Origin of the sequence: Bradyrhizobium sp. AUGA SZCCT0158, assembly GCF_018130065.1 — a bacterium.
Lineage (GTDB): Bacteria > Pseudomonadota > Alphaproteobacteria > Rhizobiales > Xanthobacteraceae > Bradyrhizobium.
The window spans coordinates 159652-182500 of sequence record NZ_JAFCME010000003.1 but is presented as its reverse complement, the minus strand read 5'-3'; the positions used below and the strand labels follow the sequence as shown (position 1 = coordinate 182500).

Sequence of the window (22849 nt, the reverse complement as noted above, 5' to 3'; positions counted from 1 at the left end):
GCAATAAGTTTACGCAATGGCCGCCCCCTCAATTGCCCGCCTTCACACGACGAAAGGCTAAGACGTAAACTGACGCGACGGGCCTTCGTCTGATAGGAAGGCCGGTAATCGCCGCTGGGAGCCGGAAATGGCAGAGAAGAAGGTCGTGATCGCGGGCGCCACGGGATTGGTGGGAAATGCCGCATTGCGGCACTTCGGCGCCGCCGGGGGATGCGACGTTCTGGCGCTGTCGCGGCGCAGGCCGCGCGAGCTCTATCGAGCCCGGCACGTTCCGATCGACCTCACCGATCCCGTGCAGTGCCGGCGCGCCGCAACCGAATTGCAGGGCGCCACCCATCTTGTCTACGCCGCGCTCTATGAAGCGCCCAATCTGGTCGACGGCTGGCGCGATCAGGATCAGATCCGCACCAACGATTTGATGCTGCGCAATCTGATGGCCGCGCTCGAACCGGTCGCGCCGGAGCTTCGGCATGTCGCACTTCTGCAAGGCACCAAGGCCTATGGCGTCCACGTCCGCCCGCTCACCGTGCCGGCGCGCGAGGGCCGCTCGGAAATGTACGAGCAGCCGAATTTCTACTGGGCGCAGGAGAATTTCCTGCGTGAGCTGCAGCAGGGCAAAGCCTGGCACTGGAGCATTCTGCGGCCGGTCCTGATCGTCGGTGAGACGATCGGCGGCGCGATGGACCTGATCCCGCCGCTCGGCGTCTATGCCGTCATGTTGCGCGAGCAGGGCCGCCCGCTCGATTATCCCGGCGGCGCCGCGCGGGTGTCGCAAGCGGTCGACGTCGATCTTTTGGCGCGCGCGATTGCCTGGGCCGGCGAGGCGGCCGCCGCGCGCAACGAAGCCTTCAACGTCACCAATGGCGATGTCTTCACCTGGGAGAATGTCTGGCCGGCGATTGCAGACGCGCTTGAGATGAAGCCGGGCAATGCCGTGGCGCTGTCGCTGGCGCGCGAGTATCCCAAATGGATCGCGCCGTGGGACGAGCTGCGACGCAAGCACAATCTGATTTCGCCCGGCCTTGAAGAATTTGTCGGCCTTTCATTCCAGTACGCCGATTACAGCATGCGCTATGGCCACACCCAGTCGGGCCCGCCCTCAATCGTCTCGACCGTGAAGATCAACCAGGCCGGTTTTACGGAGATGATGGATACCGAGGCGATGTTCCGGAAATGGTTCGCCCTGGCGCGATCGAGCCGTTTGCTGCCGTAGCAAATTCGGAGACTGCGCCGATCCGCGCCAGATGCCGTCATGAATCGTCGAGATAATCAGGAGGCTGCAATGCTGGATCACGTCTCGCTGGGCGTCAGCGATATCGAGCGGTCAAGGAAATTCTATGATCACGCGCTTCGCCCGCTCGGCATCGAGCGCTTGTACGCTGACGGTCCAACCGCCGCCGGCTATGGAGCCGATCGCAAGGCATTCTTCTGGATCGGCGAGAAAAACGCGTCGCAAACCGGCAGCCACGTCGCCTTTGTGGCCCAGGACAGGGAAACCGTGGACCGATTTCACCAGGCCGCGCTCGCAGCCGGGGGACGCGACAACGGGCAGCCGGGGCTGCGCCCGCATTATCATGAAGATTACTACGGCGCGTTCGTGCTCGATCCCGACGGCCACAACATCGAGGCGGTTTGCCGGCGGAGCAGGCGTGACCCAATCTACGTATTACCCGCCGTCCCGAACTTCGCTTCCATCGCCTTCCGCGTCTTGATGGTGTCATTGCCTTCATCGACCTCGACATCGCTCCAGCGCACCACCGCGCCATGGGCGACGTTGTTCTTCAGCTTGACGCGATGGGCGAGACCAATCGGCAGCGCGCCGGCTTTGAGGCTGGCGGCTGCCGGCATCAATTTGCCCCATACCGTGTAGCCACCTTCGCCGTCGAGCATTTCGCCGGCGCGCAAGTTCCGCTTTGCCACCGCCGCGACATCGCCGCGAAAACCGTGCGGTTGTCCGGTCGGCTCATTGCGCAACGCCGCCGACAGGATCGAGATGTTCAGCTCCAGTCCGATCAGGTGATACGGCTTGTACATCGCAGCAAACCGCCCCGATGCGTCGGTCTTCAGGCCGTACTGCTTGAAACAATCCGCGGCATAGTCGTTCGGTGCTTCCAGCACGACGTAGACGCCCCAGCGCAGATCGCGAAACACCGCCCTGCCGTCACGCTCCAGCGAGGACACCACTTCCACCACGCCGGATTTCTCGAGCACGCCGCCTTTGTCGCGCGGCCGCATCACATGCGGCAGGTCGTCGACGCCGCAAGGCGGAAACTTTAGGCCGTCGGTGGGCACGTCGAGCTGGCACGCATTGGCGATCGCCGCCATCTCGATGGCGGATTTGGTGCCGTCGAGAAACGAGTTGAACATCTGCGGATTCATGCCCGCCGATTGCGCCTCATCCGCGGTGAGGCCGTAATGGCCCCAGACGCCTTCCGGCGTCACGTGGTGATAGGCCGGCAGATATTTTGTACCCTTGCCGGCGGCGACGACGCGAAACCCCGTGGCGCGCGCCCAGTCCACCATCTCTGATGTGAGCGCCGGCTGATCGCCATAGGCCAGCGAATAGACCACGCCAGCCTTGCGGGCTTCCTCCGCCAGCAGCGGACCTGCCAGCACATCGGCCTCGACATTGACCATTACGACATGCTTGCCGGCCGCAATCGCCGCGCGGGCATGCCGGATGCCGACGGCGGGATTGCCGGTCGCCTCCACCACGACATCCATCGCGCCGCCGGCGATCGCGCGCAGGCCGTCATCGGTGAAGGCGGTCCGTGCGATCCGTTCCTGGTCCCAGCCGACGGTACGGCACGCCTCGCGCGCGCGGTCGCGGTCGAGATCGATAATCAGCGGCACCTCGAGTCCCGGCGTGTGCGGCACCTGTGCCAGGAACATCGAGCCGAACTTGCCGGCGCCGATCAGCGCGACGCGAACCGGTTTGCCGGCGGCATGGCGGGCCTGGAGGAGGTGGTGGAGATTCATGGCAAATCCGAAAGTTGGCGTGTCCCGGACGCGGTGCAGCGTTCTTCACGCTGCTCCGCAGAGCCGGGACCCATGGAGATAATCGAGCGCGGTTCAAGCATGGGCCCCGGCTCAGCAGCGCAACGTTACACGCTGCGCTGCGTCCGGGGCACGAGAGTGACCTACTCCGCCGCCTGGCGATGGGCTCGCGCCAATCGCAGCAACGCGTCGTCGTCCACGGTCTGGATCGGCGTGAAATCGCGATGGGCGATATATTCCGGCCGCGTCGGGGTGCGGATGTAATTGGAGACCGCATTCAGCGTCAGATAGACGATCTTGCGCGGGTAGGGCGTGATGTTGCCGGCCGAACCGTGCACCAGATTGCCGTGGAACATCAGCATGCCGCCGGCCTTGCCGGTCGGCGCGACGATGCCGCCTTCCTTCACCAGCCTCGTCACCGTGGCCTCGTCCAGCGTCCACAGCGGATAGGAGGTGGTCTCGAGATCGTGCGAGGCCTGCAAGTCGCCGGCGTGCTGGCTCTTGGGCACCAGCATCAGGGGACCGTTGATCGGCATCACCTCGTCGAGGAAGATCGCGATATTCATCGCGCGGGGTTGCGGCATGCCGTCGTCGCGCTTCCAGGTGCCGTAATCCTGATGCCATTGCCAGACATCGCCGGTGAAGGCGGATTTGGCGTTGATCTTGTATTGATGCATGTAGACTTTTTCACCGAACACCTGCTCGACCGGCTCGATCATGCGCGGATGCGCACCGAGCGCGCCGAACGCCTCGTTGTAGAGATGCGCCGCAAAGGCGGTGCGCGGCGCACCGCTCTTCTCGCGCCACACCTCGGGCCGGTCGGCGTCATAGATGCTGACAGCCTCGCGGGCGAGATAGGCCACTTCCTCGGGGCTGAACAGCTCGGGCAGGAACAGCCAGCCTTCGCGGTTGAAATAGTCGATCTGCTCTTGCGTGAGTTTCATGTCGTCTCTCCCTTTGTTTTGTTTCTCTCCCTCATGGTGAGGAGCGCGTCTTCGCGCGTCTCGAACCATGAGGCTGCCGGCCCATCCTTCGAGACGCGTCTTTGCCGCTCCTCAGGACGAGGACTTCCAATCGTCACGCCGCCTTATCCGTCGCCCTCAGTCTTTCCTCCGTCATCCGTCCTGCCGTCTGCGCATGCGCCAACGCCGCAGCCTCGGCTTCCCCAGCATTGCCGGCCAGAATCTGCACGGCGATCGCCTCGTGTTCGCTCCAGGCGCTGTCGCGGTAATCGAGTTCGGCCAGCACGGTGGCCATCGAGCGGCGCATGTGCGGCCATTGCGGCGCGATCATTTCCTCGATCGCAGGGTTCCCTGCGAGGCGGTAGATCGCGCTGTGAAAGTCGACGTCGAGCGCAATCAGCCGCGCCAGCGGGGTGCCTTGGCCGATGGTCCGGCCGGCCTCCAAGGCCGCTTCCAGCGCCGCCCGTCCGGCCGTGTCGGTCTTCACGCGTCCGGCGGCAAGCCGTGCTGCCAGGGCGTCGATGGCCCCGCGGACCTCGTAGAGCTGGCGGATACGCGCCGGGTCGAGTTCGGTGACCTCAAAGCCGCGGCGGCCGCTCTCGGCCACTAGGCCCTGACGGTGCAGCAGATGAAGGGCGTGGGAAACCGGCTGGCGCGATACGCCAAGCTTCTCGGCCAGCTCGTTCTGGGTGATGCGCTGCCCCGGCGGCAGCGTGCGGTCGATGATCGCCTCGAGGATCCGGGCATAGACCTGGTCGATCAGGTTGGGGAGCGGATCTAACGGGATCATGCCGGCTGTCCAAAGAGGAATACGGAATTCCGTATTCGGTATGGATACTCCCGGCAGGTGACCAGGTCAAGAGGGCCGCTGGCCTTGCCGAAAGCCGCGCAGATTGCGTGGACTACCGGTATCCGGTACTGTCTCCTGTGTGCAGTATGAATGGGACGATGGCAAAGCCGCTGAGAACCTTCGCAAGCACGGCGTGGACTTTGCGGATGCGATTGCTGCCCTCGAAGATGCGAACCGTTTGGAAGAAGTCGACACCCGGTTCGTATACGAAGAGGAGCGAGTTCAGGTCATCGGAATGGCTCGTAGCAACGTCCTGTTTGTGATCGTCACACTGCGTGGCGAAGATAGCTACAGAATTATATCGGCCCGAAAGGCCACACGACATGAACAAGACCGGTACTACGCGGGTGACCACGAAGCCTGGTAGCACATCGCCTCGGAGCGATACCGATTGGACGCGACTCGATGCCGTGACCGATGAGGAAGTCGTGGCCGCTGCACTGTCCGATCCCGACGCCCAGCCGCTCACGCCAGAGCAACTGTCCGGGATGCGCCGGGTGTCGCGCGTAAAGGTGCTTCGACAACGCCTCGGCATGACGCAGATGCAATTTGCTGAGGCCTTCCACCTTCCGATCACCACGCTGCGCGATTGGGAGCAGCGTCGAAGCACGCCGGATGCACCGGCCCGGGCGCTGTTGTTGGCAATCGAACGTGACCCGGAGGTCATGCGCCGGTTGCTGGCAGAAGGAATAGCGTAGAAGGGGCGGCGCAGGTCCGAACCGCTCCTTCCGGTAGGTAGTTGCTCGGACTTAGAGCACCTCCACATCAAACGCGCCGATCGCTTCCGCGTCCGCCACCGCGTCCACCGCCGATATCCGCTCGCCGCTGATGGTCAGCCGCAGCACGATGCGCATTTCGCCGCCGAGGACGACGGCGACCCCCAGCGCACCATCGACCAGCGCAGGCCTTGCGGCTTGGGCACGGCCCTTGAAGGTTTCGGCAACCGCCGCAGCGCCGCGGATCTCCGACAATGAACCCAGCCGCTGCGCGGCCTGGTCGGCACGGAACACCACGTCAGGATCCAGCACCGCGAGCAGCCCCTCAAAATCGCCGCTGCGCGAGGCGGCCAGGAACGCATCGACGATCTGTTTCTGCCGGCTGAAATCGGCGTCCGGCGCGGGCGGGGTGCCCTGCACCCGGCGGCGGGCGCGGCTGGCGAGTTGCCTCGCTGCGGCGGGCGTGCGGCCGACGATCGGCGCGATCTCCTCAAAGGGCACGGCGAACATGTCGTGCAGCACGAAGGCCAGCCGTTCGGCCGGCGCCAGCGTCTCCAGCACCACGAGCAGCGCCGCGCCGACGGAATCGGCCATATCAGCATCGCGCTCGTGTTCGTCATTGGCCGCAGGTTCCGCCACATCCGGGCCCATCGGTTCCTCGCGCCGCGATTTGCGCGACCGCAGCATGTCGAGGCAGACGCGGGCGACCACCGTGGTGAGCCAGCCGCCGAGGTTTTCGACCGCACCGGTATCGGTGCGACTCAAACGTAACCAGGTCTCCTGCACGGCATCGTCGACCTCGGCGGTCGATCCCAGCATGCGGTAGGCCACCGCCCTCAGATGGGCCCGGTTGGCCTCGAATTTCTCAGCCAGAAACTTTTTCTCGTCCATCGGTCACATTCCCATGTCGTGTCTCGTCATGGCTATGACGAACGAAACCCCGCTGGTGTGACAGAAAATCGGCGCGGTCACGTCAAAACCGAACCAACGGATGGAGAAGCAATGATGATGCAGGCTCGAATGAACCACCCCGTCATGGTCGTTCCCGACGCCATGAAGGCGCTGCACGCGCTCGGTGAACTGACCAAGAACAGCTTGCCGGAAAAGCTGCTCGAACTGGTACATCTGCGCGCCAGCCAGATCAACGGCTGCAGCGTCTGCGTCGACATGCACCCGAAGATCGCCAAGAAAGCCGGCGAGACCGATGAGCGGCTGTTCGCGGTCGCGGCCTGGCACGACACGCCCTACTTCACGGAAGCCGAGCGGGCCGCATTGGCGCTGACGGAAGCACTGACCCGCATCAGCGACCGCGCCGACCCGGTGCCGGATGCGATCTGGAATGAGGCCGACAAGCATTTCGACGAGCAGGAGCTTGCAGCGCTGGTCCTGGCGATCGCCAACATCAATGTCTGGAACAGGCTCAACGTCGCCGTGCGCCAGCCCGTGGGTGTCTGGAAGGTCTGAGGGGCGGTTACGCCGGGGGCCGGCCCGGAATCCCCGGACATTGGCCTCAATTCCAGTGCGCCTGCTCGTGCTTAATTTACCTGCGCGAGCTAAAGAACAAGCCTGGCCGATCCCGATCGGCCGGGCTTTTTCGTTTGCCTCAGTCATCCATTCCGGTGCCCGTTATGTCAGAGCCCCGAGCCATGTTGCGACCGTCGATCAGGAAGCGAATCCTTGCCATCGCGGTCGGGCTGATCGTCCTGATGGCGATCACATCGGTTTTGTCGACGGTGATGACGCGAAAGGTCGCCCATCAGCTCGACGAACTCTCAACCAAATATGTCGAGGCCTACGGACATCTGGCGCGGATGAATGTCCGCTCGCTGGAGCAGGCGCTGGCGTTGCGCCGCATGGTGATCGCCCGGATGCAGACGCCGCCGGATGAGGCCGGCTTTGCCGAGCGCCAGAAGACCTATGAGGCGAAAGGACAGGATATTGACGAGGAGGCGAAGGCCGCGCGCAAGCTGATCAACGCTATCATCGAAGATACCTCCACGGCTTCCGACAACGCCGGACTTGGCCGGATCGACACTCGCATCGAAAATGCCAACGGCGATCTGCGCCGCTACATGCGGGAGGAATATCTGCGCCTGCTGCCGCTGCTGGAGGCACGCAAATTCACCGAGGCCCAGGCCATCGTGGCACGGGCCGATCAGCTGCGCGACGAGTTCAATCAGAAGGTCGAGGACATCAGGAAGGACATGCTGACGCAAGTTCGCAGCGATGCCGTGGTGACGATGCGCGACCAGCAAAAGACGATCGTGATCTCCGCGATCCTGACCGGGCTTGCAGCTATACTGGGATTGATGTTCGCGATCTTCATCAGCACCGGGATTACCCGGCCCGTGCGGCGGTTGCTGGAGGGCACCCGCGCCGTCGAGGCCGGCCGTCTCGATGGATCGATCGATGTCACCACGCGCGACGAGATCGGCCAGCTCACGTCCGCGTTCAACAACATGGTCGAACAATTGCGCCACAAGGAGAAGATGCGCGAAACCTTCGGCCGCTATATCGACCCGCGCGTTGTCGCGGGGTTGATCGACCGGCAGGCGCAGACCGTAACCGACGGCGAGCGCCGCGTGATGACGGTGCTGTTCTGCGACATGAAGGGATTCACCAGCCTCAGCACGGGCATGACGCCGCAGGGGCTGGTCAAGGTGATGAACCATTACCTGTCGACGATGTCGGGGCCGATCCGCAACCATCACGGCATCATCGATAAATATATCGGCGACGCGATCATGGCCTATTGGGGTCCTCCGTTCAACGAAGACGGCGAGCAGGCGCGGCTGGCCTGTCTGGCCGCGATCGACATGGCCCGCCGCGGGACGGCGTTGCGGACGGAGCTTCCCGAATTGCTCGGCGTGCGCACGGTGCCGAGCGACTGCGACGTCCGTATCGGCGTTGCGACCGGCGAGGTGCTGGTCGGCAGCATCGGTTCGGAATTCATGATGAGCTACACGGTCATGGGCGACGCGGTGAATCTGGCGTCGCGGCTGGAGGGCGCCAACAAGGCCTATGGCAGCCATTGCCTGGTCTCGGCGCCGACCATCGCCGCAGCCGGTGACGGATTGGCGTTTCGCGAGATCGACCGCCTGGTCGTGGTCGGCCAGAGCCAGCCGGAGACGGTGTTCGAGATCATCGGGCGCGAGGACGAACTCACGTCGGAGCAGGTGTCGCTGCTGGACAGCTATTCGAAAGGGCTCGCCGCCTATCGCGAGCGCCGTTGGGACGACGCGCGCCACGCCTTCAGCGCCGGGCTCGAAGCGGTCCCCGCCGACGGTCCGTCCGGGGTATTCATCAAACGCATCGGTGAACTTCAGGCCAGCCCGCCGGCCGCCGATTGGGACGGCGCATGGCGTCTCGATGAAAAGTGATCAACTGGCAGCGCTCACGCCGCCAGGAACTCCATCACAGCCTCGGAGTATTCCTGCGGCGCCTGATCGAAGATCCAGTGGCGGGCGCCGGGGATCACGGCGGTTTTGGCGCCCGGAATATGCTGCGCCAGCACGCGCCAGATCTGCGCCAGCGAGCCCTGGGTGTCGCCGCCGCCGATCAGCAAGGTCGGCATCCCAATCGATTCCGCTTCGCTGCGTGAAAACGGCCGGCGCCTCTCGCCGACCTGGCCGATCAGCGTGAACGCATTGTCGCGGAGCTGCTGTTTGGGCGCAGCCGGCAGCCGCTTCCAGGTGCCCTCGCCATCGATCATGTCGACGATCAGGTCAAGCGCGCCGTCGATATCGCCGCTTTTGACTTTCTCCACCGCGGCCGGAATCCGCGCCGCAATCGCCGACGAACCCGGGCCCGCACCGACTGAACTGAGCGTGGCGTCGAGGTCGCCGCCGGGCTCGGCGAGCACCAGCTTGCGCAATAGATCCGGCCGCTGCTCGGCGACGCGAAAGGCGATATGTCCGCCGCGGGAATGTCCCATCAGGTCAACGGGACCGAGTTTCAGTTGCTCGATGAAGCCGATGACGTCGGAGACGTGCTGCGCCATCAGATAGTCGTTGCCGACGCCGTCCCAGTGCTCCGGGAAGAAGTGCCGCAGGCTGAGCGAGATCACGCGGTGTTTTTTCGACAGCGGCCCGAGCACCGGATACCAGGTGCGGAAATCGCCGAGCGTGCCGTGGACGCAGACGAGCGGCCGGCCCTTTCCGACGTCGAGATAGGCGATGTCATAGCCGTTGACGGGAAGCGTCTGCATGGGATCAAGCCTCTGCCAGGAACGCGAGCACGATCTCGCAATATTTCTGTGGCGCCTGTTCGAACATCGGATGCGTGGTGCGGGGGATCATCTCGGTGCGCGACCCCGCAACGTTCGCGGCGAGCGCGCACAGCACCAGCGGAATCGCGCCCCGGGTGTTGGCGCCGCCGATGAACAGCGTCGGTGTCTTGATGGCTTCGGCGTCGGCCTTGGAGAAGGGCGGGCGAGAGTCGCGCATCTGGCCGATCAGCGTGGTGGCGTTGTCGCGCAGCAATTGCTTCGGCGTCGCCGGCAGGCGCTTCCAGGCTCCCGGGCCTTCCAGCGCATCGATGAAGATGGCCAGCCCGCCATCGATATCGCCCCTGGCGATGACTTCCGCGGATGCCGCAATCCGGGCCGCGATCGGCGAGGGGCCGGGCTTGTAGGCCGGATCGAGCGTGCCGTCGAGTTCGCCGCCGGGCTCGGCCAGGATTAACTTTCTCAACAGGTCCGGCCGGCGCTGTGCGACGCGAAACGTGATGTGCCCGCCGCGGGAATGGCCCATCAGATCGACCGGCCCGATGTCGAGCTGCTCGATGAAGCCGATCACGTCATCGACATGCTGCGCGATCGAATAGGTGTCGCCGACGCCGTCCCAATGATCCGGGAAGAAATGCCGCAGCGACGGCGCGATCACGCGGTGTTTTTTCGACAGCAGCCCCATCACCGACGACCAGATCCGGAAGTCGCACAGCGAGCCATGCACGCAGACCAGCGGCGGGCCGTCACCGGCCGCGATATAGGCCATGTCAAAGCCATTGACGGGAAGGGTCTGCATACGGGCTCGGTGTGCGGGGCGGGGCCATTGAATGGCGCGGTGAATATCCCACATCATCGGAAGTTGTTTATGCCGTCAAGTTCCCTCAGGTTTCGGGTGGATAGCAACAATCTCCAAGCCTAGATTTGGGACCAGCATCAAGCTCAAACTATCGGAGCGAGAGGATCTGGAGCGAGATCATGACCGAACAGCAATTTGCGATATTCGACACCCCGATCGGCCGCTGCGGCATCGTGTGGGGCGAGCGCGGCATTGTGTCAGTGCAACTGCCGATGGGCGACGAGAAGAAGACCCGCACCCGCCTGCAGCAGCGCCATGGCGACATCGACGAGGCGCAGCCGCCGGCCAAAGTGCAGGCCGCCATCGAAGGGATTGTCGAGCTGTTGGCCGGCAAGCCGAACGACCTGGCGGACGTCGTGCTCGATCTCGACGGCGTGCCCGAGTTCAACCGCGGCGTCTACGACATCGCGCGCACCATTCCGCCGGGCAAGACCATGACCTATGGCGATATCGCGAAAAAGCTCGGCGGCGTCGAACTGTCGCGCGACGTCGGCCAGGCGCTCGGCCGCAACCCCTGTCCGATCGTGGTGCCCTGTCACCGCGTGCTGGCGGCGGGCAACAAGCCGGGCGGCTTCTCCGCCAATGGCGGCGTGGTGACGAAATTGAAGATGCTGGCGATCGAAGGCGCTGTCGTGAACCACACGCCGAACCTGTTCGATTGAGAATAGCTGTTAGCGTCGCTCTTGGGCAGTGCCCGGTGCTCGGGGTGCTCGGGGGGCCACGCCGAAAGTTGCTGCGTACAGCGACCTCAATTAAGGCTGCTTTGCGTGCTTCTCCATCCATGCAATCGCCAATGGTGGATCAGTCCTCAGCTTGCCTATGAGGTTTCTAATCTCCTCAATTCCATCCTTCTGGTAGACGGTTTCGATTGTCTCTGCTCCGGCATAGGGCCATTCAGGATAGGAGCCGGCGCTGACGTACTGCCCGATCATTGAGGACAACGGCTGATTGTCGCGGGCCATGTGGACCTGCATCCAGGCAGCGAGAGCTTCGTTAACGGGCTTCGCGGCATTCCATTGCTCCAGAAAATTCGGTCCGGGAGGCGGCTTCCCATTGCTCATGGGCGCGGTCTCCAGGAACGCATGGAAGTGTTCGTGGACGAGAATGCTGCGAAGAAACAGTCGGGCGACGTTCTGTTTTTGGTGCTTCGTGAGCGTAGCACGAAAATCGTCGAGCGCATTGCCGCAAAGCAGAACGCGGTCGGTGTTTGGTAACATCAGTTCGCTGCGTAAGCCCCATTCCAGCATCCTGGCTTGCAAGTCTGCGTCAACCTTTGCAACCTTGGCTGGAGCAAAAATGCCGTAGGTCGGCACGTCGCTCGCGATGAAGCGATCGACCCGGATTCGACCGCTGAGAATGGCTCTTGCCCGGGCCCATGCAACGTTTAGCAATTCGATGAAACCACTGATCGGACCGTTGAGCTTGGCATCTTTGCCACCCTCCATGTCGTAAGATTCGGTTTCCGAGGCGGTTACGTTGTTGCGCAGGCCCAGGGCCTCTATTCGCCGCCATGCCGGCATTGGAATGGTATAGCCGACCTGAACGGTTTCATCCCCGGCCTCTCGGATTCGCTGTTTCAACACCGTAGTTATTGCACCGAAGAAGACGTCTGCGAATGCGAAGAATTTTTGCTCCGGCTCAACACCCGGCAAATCGAGGTTCAGCAACTCTGCGTGAGCGGAGCGCCATCCCACGCCTGCGTCCAGCTCGCGCAAGATAAAATCGATCGTTGTTGCGAACTGCCCCTTTAGCGCGTGGATTATTGCGTCGGCAATGTGGACGGCGGACTGGAAACGGCTGGGTAGGGCTGGAGGTTCGAGGCGATCCGTACAGCCGACCAAAACCGGCTCTATGAACCTCCATAGTTTAAGAAGGGCGTTGCGGAACGCAACGCCGCTGGCATCCAGATATTGGAACGAAAACTTCAACCCCATTGGCTCGAGTTCGGCTTGCCAATCCATCCAGATTTCGGAACTCCACAGATAGCTTTTTAGATTCGTACTGCTGCTCGCGGTGTCCGCAGCCAGGGCCGCCTCGACGACAGACGCTGCGGCGTCATGAAGGGACAGGATCTCGTTGAGTTTGTTGCGATTGCCAGGGCTCACCCAGGCGGGTTGAAGCCAGGAGCGCGGGTGTCCCTCGGAAATCCGGCGCAAGGCCTCAAATGAGGTGCTGTTCAGTCCAGCGCGTTGCGCGATTGCGACACCCGCGTCCGAGCCATCCCAGAAGGTGTTCACGTGGAAGGCAACTGTGATGCTGCCGATGATGCTCGACCAATCAAGCAGGGCTTTCTGGCGCTGATGGTCGAGAGGTTCATAGTCGACAGTTTGTGTCGCTCGGATACTGCGGACCGTGTATTCGTCCACAAGCAATGTCGGTACCGGATAATATCGCGCCGCTGTGGTCTGTTCGATGAAATCGACGGCGAAGGAGGTGTCCGCCGTGATTTCGTGACAGACATTGATTGAGGTTCCCGGCAAAAGGGGCAGAACGGCAACGGGTATTTTAGCTGCACCGGTAAGCGGGACGTCGCGGTCGCTTCGCGACGGAAGGTCAGTGGATGGGTTTTTCAGCCAATCGAGATCCAGAAACGTGAAGTTTAGCGAAGCCAGTTGCGGAGGCAGAGGGGGCGGTGGCGCGATCCAATAAGTTGGCCGTATGAAGCCTTCCCCCCGGTCGCCTTGAAGCGAGATGGCTTCCACAATTTCGTCCTGAACAGGCCGCGAAACGCTCGAGTCGTTGGACCAAAAAAGCTGGAACGCGTCTGCGCGAGCCATCAAGGCGCGGATCGCGGGACGCCAGGCTTGTCCTGCAATCAAAGCGTCCTTGTCGATTACCGTGTAGATGCCGAGGCCGGAATACACGCTGGCGCAGGCCTTGACGACATCCAAGTTCGTTCGGGCGTATGACGCGAAAACAGTCTTGAACGGCCCGCAAACACTTGTTTTTGATTCACTATTGCCTGGCCGCGGGTCGGAGGTTGGACGAACGAGGATCGACAGTGGTACCCGCGCAATGGGAAGGCCCCTGACCGCGACTTCGACCTCGCCGAGGATTGGCCCCGACGTTGCACGGCCTGGACGAATCCGAAACTCGTGGCTCTCAATGTCCTCGTACCAATTGATTGTTGCGGCGGGTGGATTGATAACGAAGTCTTCGATCCGAGGCGTGAGTGTGAGGGTGGTACCGCGTGGGAAACGGCTTGACCCAGGCATGGACGGACTAAGCACCTCGGACCCCTTGAGCCGGCCCAGACCCAGAGCGCGACTGCGAGCCTCGTCTCCCAGCGCCGACAGATGTACATACACCAACAAGGAGGCCCAATTGTCCTGGGCGAGCTCGCCTGGATAGGCTGCGGTGAAACTGACATCCTCCGCTGGGGCCACGGACGGTGTTGCCTGCATCGCGGTATCGAGGTTGGTTTGGGCTTGAGCCGCAGCCGCGACGTCGGACCGCATCTCCTCGCCGATATCGCCAATTGCCTTGCCCAGTTCGGACACGGAAGTCACTCCGGAAACACTGCCGAGTCCCCCGATCACACGCCGGATCAGTTCTTCACCTGGTTCACTCGGATCGATGAGAATGGCGTCGATTGGGACTCGTCGCTTCCTGAGTTCGGCGGCCGCGGACTCGGCTGCGTCGACGCTTGATAAGCCGTCCGAAATCAATAGTACCCGGATAAGGGGTTGGTCGGGATGAGCATCCACGTGGCGGCTCACAGCGGTAAGCGCTGCCGCAATATCCGTGCCGCCCCCGGCTTTGACGGTCGCGAGCGTCGCTTCTATTCTGCTGTTTTGAGACGATAGGCCTTCGTAGATTAGTTCGGCTTCATCTCTGAAGACGAAGATCGCGGTTTCGGTCGCCTGACCCAATCCTCGCATGTGAAGAATAAGCGATTCTTTTGCGGCATCAATCTTCACAGTGCTCTTGCTTTGCCGCGTGCGGGCCGCGAACTCGCTGGTGCTGCTGAATGGATCCGCCATCGAACCAGATGCGTCGAGAAGTATGAGCCACATGTCCGTCGCCCTCGCTGTGAAATCAGCTTCAAAGCTCCTATCCGATTACGACGAACATGATAACCGCTCCACTCGCACAACGCGACGAGTATTTGTCTTACAACTCGCTTTTCATCAGGGTCGAGGGGCAGATTGGTTCTGGATTCTTTGCCATCAACACAATTTGAAGAAGCCTATCCACGAAGTTTTGGTAGGTTTGATCGACAACCGCTGACTGCTGACGATCGGATTGTCCAAACAGCGTGGCGCCACAAAGTATGGCTGACCTGATCACAGGATTAATCGGCGCGCTGTTCGAAGAGTTGTTTGCCGCTACTGGAAGAAGGCTGCTCGGTCCGTTTGGATGGCGGCGCCCTCCCGACATCATGTGTGTCTTTACCGGCTTGTTGTTCTGGATCGTAGCCGGGGTGCTCGCATACGCCATGCTGTACCGGTGAAGCGAAAGCAGGCTAAGATCAAAGCGACGCGATGCTGGCTCTTTGAGATCCTGGTCTACCGCCCCTTGAAATTCGGCGGCCGCTTCTCGTTGAACGCCAGCACGCCTTCGCGGCGGTCCTCGGTCGGCACCATCCGGTTATAGGCCTCGATCTCGAGTGCGAGGCCGTCGCGCAGCGATGACTGCAGGCCGCGGTGGATCGCAAGCTTTGCTTGACGGACCGAGATCGGCGCGTTGCGGGCAATGTGCGACGCGGTCGCCAGCGCTTCCGGCAATAGATCGGCTTGCGGAAACACTTCGTTCACAAGCCCCCAGTCGCGCGCCTGCGCTGCCGTAAACGGTTTGCCGGTCAATATCAATTCCTTGGCGCGGCGCTCGCCGACCGCGCGGGGCAGGGTTTGCGTGCCGCCGCCGCCGGGCATGATGCCGAGCGTGACCTCCGTGAGCGCAAAGCGCGCGGTCTCGGCCGCGTAGAGGAAATCACAACAACCCGCGATCTCGCAGCCGCCACCATAGGCCGCGCCATTGACGGCGCCGATGATCGGGACCGGGCAGTCGATCAGCGCCCGCACCATCCGCTCGAAGATCACGTGCTGGCGCGTCCATTGCTCGTCGGTCATGCCGCGGCGCTCTTTCAGGTCGCCGCCCGCACAAAAGGCCTTGTCGCCGGAGCCGGTCAGGACGATGCAGCGCAGATTGGCCGGATCGAGCGCGACATCCTCGAAACAGCGCACGAGATCGCGGCCCATCTGGGTGTTGAGCGCATTGGAGGCGTCCGGCCGGTTCAGCCGTACGATCGTCACGTGCTCGTCCACTCGCTCCAGCGCGAGGGTTTCGAAGGCTGGTGTTTCGATGGCCGCGGTCATATCGCCTCGCAGGTAAACCCGTTGCCGGCGCGGCGGATTTTCCCCACGGACGGTGAGGGGAAATGCGCGGTGCAGCACAGCGTGTCGGTGTCGCAATAGCGTTCGAGGAAACTGCGGCGCGTGACGCCCGCCTGCGCCTGGTCGACGTCGAACTTGACCGACATCTCCGGGTAGCGCGTCTGCAGCGGCGAGTGCATCAGATCGCCCGAGAATACCGCATCGTCCTTGCCGCGGCCGAAGGTGAAGGCGAGATGGCCGGGGGTGTGTCCCGGCGTCGGCAGCAGGCGGGCGTGGTCGCCGATCGCAAAATCGTCGCGCACGATTTCAGACTGTCTGGCTTCGACCACCGGCAACACGCTGTCGCCGAACGGCGGCACGGGTGTTTTTGAATTTGTCTCGGTCCAGTAGTCGAACTCGGCCTTGCCGAACACGTAACGCGCCTTCGGGAAGGTCGGCACCCAGCGGCCGTTTTCCAGCCGCGTGTTCCAGCCGACATGGTCGACATGCAGATGCGTGCACATGACATAATCGATATCGCCGACTGAAAAACCCGCCGCAGCGAGCGCGAGCGCGTACGTGTCGTCGGTCTTCATGTTCCATTTCGGACGCAGCGGCCTCGGCTTGTCGTTGCCGATGCAGCTGTCGATCAGGATGGTGTGGTGCGGTGTCTTCACGATGTAGGACTGGAAACACAGGATCAGCACGTCTTCGGCATCGAGCGCGCCGGCCTTCTGCATCCAGCCGCGGTTCTCCGCCAGCACTTCCGGCGTCAGTCCCGGCAGCATCTCCAGCGCCGGCACGAAAGTGGTTTCCTGCTCGATGATGCGGTGGATGGTGAGATCGCCGACGGTGAATTTCAGGCTCATGGCTTTTCCTTGTTCTTGCTGTCGCGAACGGCGGGAAGGATGTAGTTCGCCATCATGTCGAGCGCCCCGTTGCCCTGGCCCGGTTGCCAGTAAAGCCCGGAAGTCGTCATCACCACAAGATGGCGGTCGGGCACGATGAAAAGCCGCTGGCCGCCGAGGCCCATCGCGGCAATCCACTTCACTTCCGTCTCCAGCGCGATCGAGCGTCCCATCCACCATTGCTGGCCGTAGAAAAACAGCCCGCTGAAATAGCCGATCGCCTGAAAGCGTGGCCGGACCGATTGCTCGATCCATCCCGGCGAGACGATTGTCTTGCCATCCCAGGCGCCGCGATTGAGCACGAGCTGTCCGATCCTGGCGGCATCGCGCGGCCGCATCCGCAGGCCGACGGCGGAGGCGACTTTCCCGTTCTTGGGATAATTCTTCCATTCCAAATCGGTAATGCCGATCGGCCCAAACAGTGCCTCGCGCGCGAACGCTTGCAGCGGCTTGCCGGCAACGCGCTCGAGGATGTTGCCGAGCAGATCGGTCCCGCCGCCATTATAGGTCCACACATTGTCGGGCGGCTTTACGATCGGCTTCGACAGGATGTAGCGGATCGGCTCGGCCTCGCTGCTCAAATGCGGTTCGTCGTTCTTCGGATCATTCCAGGCGCGGTTCTCGTCCCACTGCATGCCGGACGACATTGTGAGCAGATGACGGAGCGTGACGTGGTCCCAGCCCGGCGATTTCAGGTCAGAATATTCCGGATAGAATTTGACGACGGGCTCGTCCGCGCTCGCGATCAGCTTGCGATCGATCGCGATGCCGACCAAAAGCGAGATCACGCTCTTCGAGGCCGAGCGCATGTCGTGCCTGGTCGTAGCGTCGAACGCGTGCTGGCCGCCGCCCTGGCCCCAGGACTCGTCATAGCCCGCGAAATATTGTTCGAACGCGAGCTTGCCGTGGCGGACGATGACCACGGCATGGACGTTGGCCTGAGTTTCCTTCAGGCGCGCCGCGATAGTGCAAAGCCGCGCGCCATCGAGGCCGACGCTTTCGGGGGAGGCGATGGTCCAGCCATCGTCGAGGGCCGTGGGCGTTCCGCAAGCCATGCCGGTCTGTCCCCGCGCGGTCACGGACGCCGACAGCAGGAGCGCGGCGGCGATGCCGAGGCGCCGCAATTTCCTGCCGCCCTCACGCATGCCGCCGTCTCCATTGTTACGCCGGCGGCGGTACCGAGATTTTCACCGACGGCCGCTCCAGCATGCGCTGATGGAAGGCATCGAGCTTCGGAAACGCCTTGCGCCAGCCGCAATCGGCAAAGCGGAAATCGGCGTAACCGAGCACGCAGACGAGGCCGATCTGCACGATGTCGAACGGCCGCGACAACACGTCGGGCTTGTTCTCGAACCGCGCCATGCCGGTCCAGGCCCGGTTCCAGTGGTCGTCCGACCAAGCCTTCCACCGCAATTCCTGCGGACGCACCATGCCCTCGTAGCGGCACAGCAGCATGGCATCGAGCATGCCCTGCAGCAGGGAATGATCCGACTTGACCTGCCAGCGCGTCGGGCCGGAGGCCGGGATCAGTTTGTTGCCGCCGGCGAGTTCGTCGAGATATTCGACGATGACGTAGGAATCCAAGATGACGTCGCCGTTATCGAGGATCAGCACCGGCAGCTTCTTCAGCGGCGTGATCTTCGAATATTCCTCGTTGGCTGTGCCGGGCGCCACCGTCGCCGAAATGAATTCGATCTTGTCGATCAGCCCGGTCTCGATCGCGGCGATGCGGACCTTGCGGGCGAATGGCGAGGCGGGAGAGAAGCTGAGTTTCATTTTTGGAATCCTCTTTGTCTTATTCACCGTCATGGCCGGGCAGAAGCGCGAAGCGCGTCTTCGCGCTAGATGTCCCGGCCATCCACGTCTTTTTATCCGTTAGACCGTCAAGACGTGGATGCCCGGGTCAAGCCCGGGCATGACGACGAGTGAGCAAGCGCTACGTGTCGCCCAAAGCCTCACGCCTCGATGACTTGCTGCCGCTGTTCGCCGAGGCCCTCAATGCCGAGGGTGACGACGTCGCCGACATTGAGGAATTGCGGCGGCTTCATGCCGGCGCCGACGCCGGGGGGCGTGCCTGTCGTGATGATGTCGCCGGGCAGCAGCGTGAGGAACGTCGAGACATAGGCGATGCACTTCGCCATGGTGAAGATCATGGTCGAGGTCGATCCGGTCTGGCAGCGCTTGCCGTTGACGTCGAGCCACATCGATAGCTTCTGCACGTCGGCGATTTCATCCTTGGTCACCAGCCACGGGCCGACCGGGCCGAACGTGTCGTGCGACTTGCCCTTGGTCCATTGGCCGCCGCGCTCCTGCTGGAAGTAGCGCTCGGAGACGTCGTTGCAGACGCAGTAGCCGGCGACGTGGTTGAGCGCGTCGGCCTCGCTGACATATTTGGCGCGGGTGCCGATGATGGCGGCGATCTCGACTTCCCAGTCGAGCTTCTTGGACTCGCGCGGCTTCTCGATCGCGTCGTTCGGACCGCTCAGCGAAGTGTTGGCCTTGAGGAAGAAGATCGGCTCGGGCGGAATCGGATTGCCGGTTTCCTTGGCGTGATCGACATAGTTGAGGCCGATCGCGACGAATTTCGAGATGCCGGTGACCGGCGCGCCGAAGCGCGGCTTGCCATCGACGGCGGGAAGTTTTGAGGGGTCCAGCGCGGCAAGCTTGGCCAGCGAAGCGGGCGCATAGGCCTCGCCGTTGAGATCTTTCACATGCGCGGAAAGATCGCGCAGCTGGCCGGATTTATCGATCAGGCCGGGCTTTTCCTGGCCAAGCGCGCCGTAACGAACAAGCTTCATTGTACTGCTCCCTCAGGGGTTTATTTACTTGGAATGCTTCATGGAACAGCGGGCGGGGAAATTCAACTGCGGAAGCGTCCCGCATTGCAGGTCTCTTAATTCGTAGGGTGGGTGGAGCGCAGCGATACCCACCAGCTTTCCTGCCTCCTGAGGCGGTGGGTATCGCTTCGCTCCACCCACCCTACTATCCCGGCTCACCCCAGCGCGATGAACTTGAAGGCGTCCCCCTCGCGCTTGATATGGCCGGCATTGAAATGCCCGCCGATCACCAGCGTCGGCGTGTCGGCAAAGCGCCCGAACAGCTCGCGCCGCGTCACGGCCGACTGTTTGGGGTCGGAATCCGCCGTCGACGACCAGTCGAGATGGGCCATCTGGCAGGGGTGATGGGCGACGTCGCCGGTGAGCAGGCCGACCTCGCCGTCCGATTTGATGTGAATGCTCATATGGCCGGGGCTGTGGCCGGGCGTCGGGATCAGGGTGATCTCGTCCGAAAGCCTGGCGTCGCTGGCCACGAGGTCGGCCTTGCCGGCATCCGCGATCGGTTTGACGGAATCGCCGAAGACCGCCTTTTTGTCGGGCTCGTCGCTGTGGTCGCGCCAGTGCTCGAACTCGGTCTTGCCGAACACGTAGCGGGCGTTGGCAAAGGTCGGCACCCACTGGCCGCCGACCAGCCGGGTGTTCCAGCCGACATGGTCGACATGCAGGTGGGTGCAAAGCACCGTGTCGATGCTGTCAGGCGCAAAGCCCGCCGCGGTCAATCTGTCGAGAAACGGGTCCTGGCGGTTGTTCCAGGTCGGTACGTTGCGGCCCTGCTTGTCGTTTCCCAATCCGGTGTCGACGATGATCCGCCGCGATGGCGTCTCCACCAGCAGCGAATGGATCGACATTTTGAGGCGGCCCTCTTCGTTGGCGAAATGCGGGATCAGCCAGGGCAGCTTCTGGATCTCTTCGTTGGTCGCGAGCGGCAGGATGAAGCGGGTGCTGCCGACGGTCTCGAGCTCGACGACCTTGGTGATTTTGACCTTGCCTATCGTCCAGTGCATTCGGCGCTTCCCTTATGATTTGGCGTTCTTCACCGCGCGCAATCGACGATGACGGTGCCGAGCTTGTCGCCCTTTTCCACCGCGAGATGCGCCTGCGCGGTATCCGCGAGCGCAAACTCCCCGGCCACATTGTGAATGCGCTTGCCCGCCGTGAGCCATTTTGTGATGTCGGCCTGCGCTGCGGCCAGCAGCGGTGTCGGCAGCGCGAACAGCACCAGTGCGCGCAGCGCGATGCACTTCTCCATCAGGTCGCGCATCGGGACCAGCGGCGTGCGGTTGCCGTTGGTGGCATAGACCGCGATGGTTGAATTCATTGCCATCAATTTCAGGGTGATGGCGATGTTGCCGCCGAAATCGACATCGACCACGCGGTCGACGCCGCGCTGCCCGGTAAAGGCCAGCACCTTGGCGATGACGTCATCATTGCGGTAGTTGATGACGAGATCGGCGCCGGCCAGCCGCGCCTGTTCGGCCTTCGCTTCCGAACTGACGGTTGCGATCACTTTTGCGCCGCCCCATTTGGCAAATTGCACCGCGTAATGGCCGACCGCGCCGGCGCCGCCGGTGACCAGCACGGTTTTTCCCGTGATCGGACCATCGCAGAACAGGCAGCACCACGCCGTCATGCCGGGAATCCCGAGCGTGGCGCCGGCGGCGTAGGAAACGCTGTCCGGCAGCGGCGTCACCAGATGCTCGGCAAGCGCGATGTATTCCGCCGCCGTGCCGAAGGCGCGGCCGTTGCGCTGGCCGTTGAACAGCCAGACGCGCTGGCCGACCCTCAATTGCGTGACGTCTTCGCCGACCTGGTCGACGATCCCGGCGCCATCGCTGTTGGGGATCACGCGCGGATATTCCATCGCGCGATAGCTGCCGCTGCGGCGGCCGACATCGGCGGGATTGACGCCGGACGCCTTCAGCCGCACCCGGACTTCGCCCGGGCCGGCCTCTGGTGTCGGCATCTCGCCATAGGTCAGCACCTCGGGCGCGGGGCCCGTTCGATCGTACCAGACCGCTTTCATCCAGCGCCCCTTACACTACAGCGTGCCCGGGAACGCACCGCCGTCGAGCAGGATGTTCTGGCCGGTGATGAAGCCGGCCTTGGCGCTGCACAGGAACGCGCAGGCCTCGCCGAATTCCTCGGGAGTGCCGAAGCGCCCGGCGGGATTGAGCTTGGCACGCTCCGCCAGCACCTGCTCGACGTCGATCTTGCGCTTCTCGGCTTCGCCCTTGGCGGTGCCGCGCAGGCGGTCGGTGTCGAAGGGACCCGGCAACAGGCCGTTGATGGTGACGTTGTTGATCACGGTCTTGCGCGAGATACCGGCGATAAAGCCGGTGAGCCCGGCGCGGGCGCCGTTGGAAAGGCCCAATATGTCGATCGGCGATTTCACCGCGGCGGAGGTGATGTTGACGATGCGGCCGAACTTGCGCGCCATCATGCCGTCCACGGTGGCCTTGATCAGTTCGATCGGGGTCAGCATGTTGGCGTCGACAGCCTTGATCCAGTCATCGCGGGTCCAGTTGCGGAAATCGCCGGGCGGCGGGCCGCCGGCGTTGTTGATCAAAATGTCCGGATCGGGACAGGCTTTGAGCACGTCCGCGCGTCCCTGGGGCGTGGTGATGTCGCCGGCGACTTCCGTCACCGTGACGCCGGGATGCGCTTTGCGGATTTCATCGGCGGTCTTTTTCAGCGCCTCGGCGCCGCGCGCCGTCAAGGTGACGTGCACGCCTTCATTGGCCAGTTGCATCGCGCAGGCTCGTCCCAAACCCTTGCTGGAGGCACATACGATGGCGCGGCGGCCTTTGATCCCAAGATCCACTGTCTCACTCCCGTTATGTCAGGTGATTTTCTAGATTTCGATAGCGACACTGTAGCCAATCGCGACGGCCATGATAAGTGGCTCGTCGCTGCGCGAAATGCATATCAGTCGGTCATTGCCTGCTAAATTCGCTGCTCTCGCTTCAGCCGGTCGATGGTCAGCCCGGATGAGCCAACGGGTCGCGCGAATGCACGCCCGATGACAGGCCCCGCGACATCCGGTAATCCTTCTACCTGCAACTGCACACCGGCTGAAAGATGGAACAGAAACAAATGACCCCGTCAGGCCCTGCACGGGAGTCGATTGGGCAACTTCTTTCCCGGTTAGGCGTATTCCTTGTGACCGCAGCTATCGTTGCA

General features: G+C 62.8%; 22 protein-coding genes and 1 pseudogene. 8 read left to right on the top strand and 15 right to left on the bottom strand.

Features of this window, described 5'->3' with window-relative positions; all coding sequences use genetic code 11:
- The first annotated feature begins 127 nt into the window (after positions 1-127).
- The gene (locus JQ574_RS05655) at positions 128-1213 is read left to right on the top strand and encodes an NAD-dependent epimerase/dehydratase family protein (RefSeq protein ID WP_212213993.1); all 1086 of its coding nucleotides are present in this window, start codon (positions 128-130) and stop codon (positions 1211-1213) included.
- A gap of 69 nt (positions 1214-1282) precedes the next feature.
- A pseudogene (locus tag JQ574_RS05650) lies at positions 1283-1636 on the top strand (VOC family protein); the annotation flags it as partial.
- Positions 1637-1659: 23 nt separating this feature from the next.
- Here JQ574_RS05650 and JQ574_RS05645 read toward each other — a convergent pair.
- From JQ574_RS05645 to JQ574_RS05635, 3 genes are all read right to left on the bottom strand, one after another.
- Positions 1660-2979: an NAD(P)H-dependent oxidoreductase gene (locus JQ574_RS05645; RefSeq protein ID WP_212213996.1), complete on the bottom strand. Its 1320-nt coding sequence runs from the start codon at positions 2977-2979 to the stop codon at positions 1660-1662.
- A 161-nt stretch (positions 2980-3140) separates the two neighbouring features.
- Positions 3141-3941 carry a phytanoyl-CoA dioxygenase family protein gene (locus JQ574_RS05640; RefSeq protein ID WP_212214012.1) on the bottom strand — a complete coding sequence of 267 codons (801 nt, stop codon included), beginning with the start codon at positions 3939-3941 and terminating at the stop codon, positions 3141-3143.
- Between the two features lie 133 nt (positions 3942-4074).
- A complete protein-coding gene (locus JQ574_RS05635; protein ID WP_212214017.1) occupies positions 4075-4749 on the bottom strand; it encodes a GntR family transcriptional regulator in 675 nt (224 codons plus the stop codon).
- A 139-nt stretch (positions 4750-4888) separates the two neighbouring features.
- Between JQ574_RS05635 and JQ574_RS35835 the strand changes: the two genes are divergently transcribed.
- Together JQ574_RS35835 and JQ574_RS05625 are read left to right on the top strand one after the other, a co-directional pair.
- Complete coding sequence (locus JQ574_RS35835) at positions 4889-5176, top strand: BrnT family toxin (RefSeq protein ID WP_212214020.1); 288 nt, start codon at positions 4889-4891, stop codon at positions 5174-5176.
- Entirely contained in the window at positions 5133-5507 is a 375-nt protein-coding gene (locus JQ574_RS05625) for a transcriptional regulator (protein ID WP_312014770.1), read from the top strand. Before JQ574_RS35835 ends, JQ574_RS05625 begins: the two co-directional genes overlap by 44 nt.
- A 51-nt stretch (positions 5508-5558) precedes the next feature.
- Here the strand turns inward: JQ574_RS05625 and JQ574_RS05620 are convergent, their stop codons facing one another.
- Positions 5559-6416 carry a sigma-70 family RNA polymerase sigma factor gene (locus JQ574_RS05620; RefSeq protein WP_212383383.1) on the bottom strand — a complete coding sequence of 286 codons (858 nt, stop codon included), beginning with the start codon at positions 6414-6416 and terminating at the stop codon, positions 5559-5561.
- Positions 6417-6533: 117 nt separating this feature from the next.
- On the opposite strand from JQ574_RS05620, the gene JQ574_RS05615 reads away from it, so the two are divergent.
- On the top strand, positions 6534-6989 hold the full coding sequence (locus tag JQ574_RS05615) for a carboxymuconolactone decarboxylase family protein (protein WP_212214073.1): 456 nt from the start codon (positions 6534-6536) through the stop codon (positions 6987-6989).
- A 182-nt stretch (positions 6990-7171) separates the two neighbouring features.
- Entirely contained in the window at positions 7172-8905 is a 1734-nt protein-coding gene (locus tag JQ574_RS05610) for an adenylate/guanylate cyclase domain-containing protein (RefSeq protein ID WP_212214026.1), read from the top strand.
- A 14-nt stretch (positions 8906-8919) separates the two neighbouring features.
- Here the strand turns inward: JQ574_RS05610 and JQ574_RS05605 are convergent, their stop codons facing one another.
- Entirely contained in the window at positions 8920-9732 is an 813-nt protein-coding gene (locus JQ574_RS05605; protein ID WP_212383381.1) for an alpha/beta fold hydrolase, read from the bottom strand.
- Between the two features lie 4 nt (positions 9733-9736).
- Positions 9737-10549, bottom strand: coding sequence for an alpha/beta fold hydrolase (locus tag JQ574_RS05600; RefSeq protein ID WP_212214036.1), 813 nt, complete (start codon positions 10547-10549; stop codon positions 9737-9739).
- Between the two features lie 179 nt (positions 10550-10728).
- On the opposite strand from JQ574_RS05600, the gene JQ574_RS05595 reads away from it, so the two are divergent.
- A complete protein-coding gene (locus tag JQ574_RS05595; protein ID WP_212214039.1) occupies positions 10729-11271 on the top strand; it encodes a methylated-DNA--[protein]-cysteine S-methyltransferase in 543 nt (180 codons plus the stop codon).
- Positions 11272-11361: 90 nt separating this feature from the next.
- Here JQ574_RS05595 and JQ574_RS05590 read toward each other — a convergent pair whose 3' ends face one another.
- The gene (locus tag JQ574_RS05590; RefSeq protein ID WP_212383379.1) at positions 11362-14625 is read right to left on the bottom strand and encodes a VWA domain-containing protein; all 3264 of its coding nucleotides are present in this window, start codon (positions 14623-14625) and stop codon (positions 11362-11364) included.
- 257 nt (positions 14626-14882) lie between these two features.
- Here JQ574_RS05590 and JQ574_RS05585 point away from each other — a divergent pair, with 257 nt between their 5' ends.
- Positions 14883-15062, top strand: coding sequence for a hypothetical protein (locus JQ574_RS05585; protein ID WP_212214045.1), 180 nt, complete (start codon positions 14883-14885; stop codon positions 15060-15062).
- Positions 15063-15117: 55 nt separating this feature from the next.
- On the opposite strand, the gene JQ574_RS05580 is transcribed toward JQ574_RS05585, so the two are convergent.
- The 8 genes from JQ574_RS05580 to JQ574_RS05545 form a co-directional block, all read right to left on the bottom strand.
- Positions 15118-15927 (bottom strand): enoyl-CoA hydratase/isomerase family protein, encoded by an 810-nt coding sequence (locus tag JQ574_RS05580; protein ID WP_212214047.1) that lies wholly within the window; start codon positions 15925-15927, stop codon positions 15118-15120.
- A complete protein-coding gene (locus JQ574_RS05575) occupies positions 15924-16793 on the bottom strand; it encodes an MBL fold metallo-hydrolase (RefSeq protein ID WP_212214057.1) in 870 nt (289 codons plus the stop codon). Before JQ574_RS05575 ends, JQ574_RS05580 begins: the two co-directional genes overlap by 4 nt.
- Positions 16790-17977, bottom strand: a complete 1188-nt coding sequence (locus JQ574_RS05570; RefSeq protein WP_212383377.1) for a serine hydrolase — start codon at positions 17975-17977, stop codon at positions 16790-16792. The genes JQ574_RS05575 and JQ574_RS05570 overlap by 4 nt, the downstream gene beginning before the upstream one ends.
- Positions 17978-17993: 16 nt before the next feature.
- Positions 17994-18608 carry a glutathione S-transferase family protein gene (locus tag JQ574_RS05565; RefSeq protein ID WP_212214061.1) on the bottom strand — a complete coding sequence of 205 codons (615 nt, stop codon included), beginning with the start codon at positions 18606-18608 and terminating at the stop codon, positions 17994-17996.
- 179 nt (positions 18609-18787) lie between these two features.
- Positions 18788-19630 (bottom strand): fumarylacetoacetate hydrolase family protein, encoded by an 843-nt coding sequence (locus JQ574_RS05560; RefSeq protein WP_212033656.1) that lies wholly within the window; start codon positions 19628-19630, stop codon positions 18788-18790.
- A gap of 194 nt (positions 19631-19824) precedes the next feature.
- Positions 19825-20673 (bottom strand): MBL fold metallo-hydrolase, encoded by an 849-nt coding sequence (locus JQ574_RS05555; protein ID WP_212214062.1) that lies wholly within the window; start codon positions 20671-20673, stop codon positions 19825-19827.
- A gap of 29 nt (positions 20674-20702) precedes the next feature.
- Positions 20703-21692 (bottom strand): NADPH:quinone reductase, encoded by a 990-nt coding sequence (locus JQ574_RS05550; RefSeq protein WP_212214064.1) that lies wholly within the window; start codon positions 21690-21692, stop codon positions 20703-20705.
- A gap of 15 nt (positions 21693-21707) precedes the next feature.
- On the bottom strand, positions 21708-22490 hold the full coding sequence (locus JQ574_RS05545) for an SDR family oxidoreductase (protein WP_212214066.1): 783 nt from the start codon (positions 22488-22490) through the stop codon (positions 21708-21710).
- Positions 22491-22849 lie beyond the last annotated feature (359 nt).